Here is a 2,270-nt window from a genome sequence, read left to right as displayed (position 1 = left end):
ACGTCGTACCAGTCGCCGCCGACCTGCAGCGGCCGGCTGGCGGGTTGGTAGCGGACGGCGAAGCCGGTCGGCAGTTGCGCGGGACCGAGGATGGCGTGTTGCAGAGCGAGGGCGGTCTCGCGCTGCTGGTCGAGCCGGTGCACCCGTTGCAGGCCCTGGCCGAGCCGACCGGCCAGCACCGTCAGCAACGTCTGGTCTTCCGGGGTGAACAGCCGTTGTTCGGACAGTTCGATGAAGAGGACCAGCACGCCCAGCGGATGCTGCAGCGCGATGCCCGCCGTGCCCAGGTCCTGGGCGTACGCCGCGAGCAGGTCGCCGTCGCGCAGCGAGTTGATCAGCTCCCGGGTGCGCGGTGGCAGTTCGTCCCACTGTCCGGGCTCGCCGGCTGACAGCAGGTCCGGTACGCCGGATGCGGAGCTGGGACTCATGTTGTCGGTGGTGAAGGTGGCGGCCAGGATGCGGCGCGCCCGCCACAGTCGGCGCAGCTCGTCGGCTGTTGCGCGGAGGGCATCGTCGACGGTGTCGGCGTGGGCGAGTTGCTGGTGCAGCTCGGCCAGCGCGGTCTGACGTTGCACGTGGTAGTGCTCGGCGGTGACGTCGCGCAGGGTACCGACCATCACGCGGCGGCCGCTTTCGGGGTCGTCGGCGTGGTTGAAGTTGAAGGTCACCCAGAGGCGGTGTCCGTCTCGGTGGGTGACCGGAACGGTGTAGGTGCCGCGCGTCGCGCCGATCAGTCCGGCGAACGACTCCTCGACCTGGTGGTGGGCTTCGGGTTCGGCGTCGGCGTCCGGCCACCAGGGGTGTTCGGCTTCGTACGGCAGCCCTTCTGGTCCGTAGCCGAGGATGTCGGCGAACGCGGCGTTGATCTCGATGACCGTGCCGTGCTCGTCGCAAACGAAGAACGCCTCCTGCAGCGAGTCGACGAGGGCGGTGCGCCAACGGGCGTGGTGGCTGCGCAACCGGGCCAACTCGATGTTGGCGCGAACCCGGGCCAACAGCTCGGCGGCGGCGAACGGTTTCACGAGATAATCGTCAGCGCCGGCTTCCAGACCTTCGATGGAGGCCTCCTGGCCGGCTCGGGCGGAGAGCAGCAGCACCGGTACGGCGGCGATGCGTGGATCCCTCCGCAGCGCCGCGATCAGCGCCAGTCCGTCCAGTCGGGGCATCATCACGTCGCTGATCACCAGGTCATAGCCGTCGGCGCGAACGGCCTCCAGCGCCGCTTGCCCGTCGGCCACGGCGTCGACTTGGTAGCCCGCGGCGCCCAGGATACGAGAGAGGTATTCGCGCATGTCGGCGTTGTCGTCGGCGACCAGCACGTGCGCCGGCAGATCGGACTGGCGGTGAGCGGCGTCGGCGGGCAGCGCCGATGCAACGGCCCGGGTGGGTTCAGCGCCGGAGCCGCCGGGGAGCCACTGCAGCGCCTCTTGCACGTAGGGGTCGACTTTCGGGGTGACCCGGATGGTGCCGCCGGTGGCGACAGCCTCGGCAGGCAGATGCGCGGCGCCGAACGGCAGAAAGATGGTGAAAGCGGTGCCCGCGCCCTCGGTGCTGTCGGCGGTGATGCTGCCGCCGTGCAGGCCGACGAGTTCTTTCACCAGAGCCAACCCGATTCCGCTGCCTTCATATGACCGCGCACGGATCGCAGCAATGCGGTGGAACCGCTCGAACAGCCGGGGCATCTCGGTGCTGGGCACACCGATGCCGGTGTCGGCGATCGTGACCTCCGCACCGCTCGTGGAGGGCCGCACCCGGACGGTGATCGACCCGTCGAAGGTGAACTTCAGCGCGTTGGAGAGCAGGTTGAGCACCACCTTCTCCCACATATCGCGGTCCAGGTACACCGGTTCATCCAGCGACGGGCAGTCCACGGCGTACACCAGGCCGGCCCGTTCCACAGCCGAGCGGAAGACGCTGGTCAGTTCGCCGGTGACCGCCGCGAGGTCGACAGGTTCGTAGCGGGCGGTTATCCGGCCGGCTTCGATCTGGGAGAAATCCAGCAGCGTGTTGACCAGTTTGGCGAGGCGTAATCCGTTGCGGTGAACCGTCTCCAGCTCTTGTCGCGCCCGCTCGTCGATACCGGACGGCCGGCCGAGCAGCTCGGCCACCGGTCCCTGCATCAGCGTCAGCGGCGTGCGGAACTCGTGGCTGATGTTGGAAAAGAACGTCGTCTTCGCCCGGTCCAGTTCGGCGAGTTCCTCGGCTCGGCGCTGCTGGGTTTGGTAGCTGCGCGCGCTGCCGATCGCCGCGGCGACGTAGCCGGCGACCAG

The 2,270-nt window shown here is 68.9% G+C and carries 1 protein-coding gene; it reads right to left on the bottom strand.

Translation table 11 applies throughout. From position 1 onward, the window contains the following. On the bottom strand, nucleotides 1-2,270 hold a 2,270-nt coding region (locus WA317_RS08795), incomplete at both ends, for a response regulator (protein ID WP_425172665.1).

Source organism: Mycobacterium sp. (assembly GCF_049802695.1).
Lineage (GTDB): Bacteria > Actinomycetota > Actinomycetes > Mycobacteriales > Mycobacteriaceae > Mycobacterium.
This window is presented reverse-complemented; position numbering and strand designations above follow the sequence as displayed.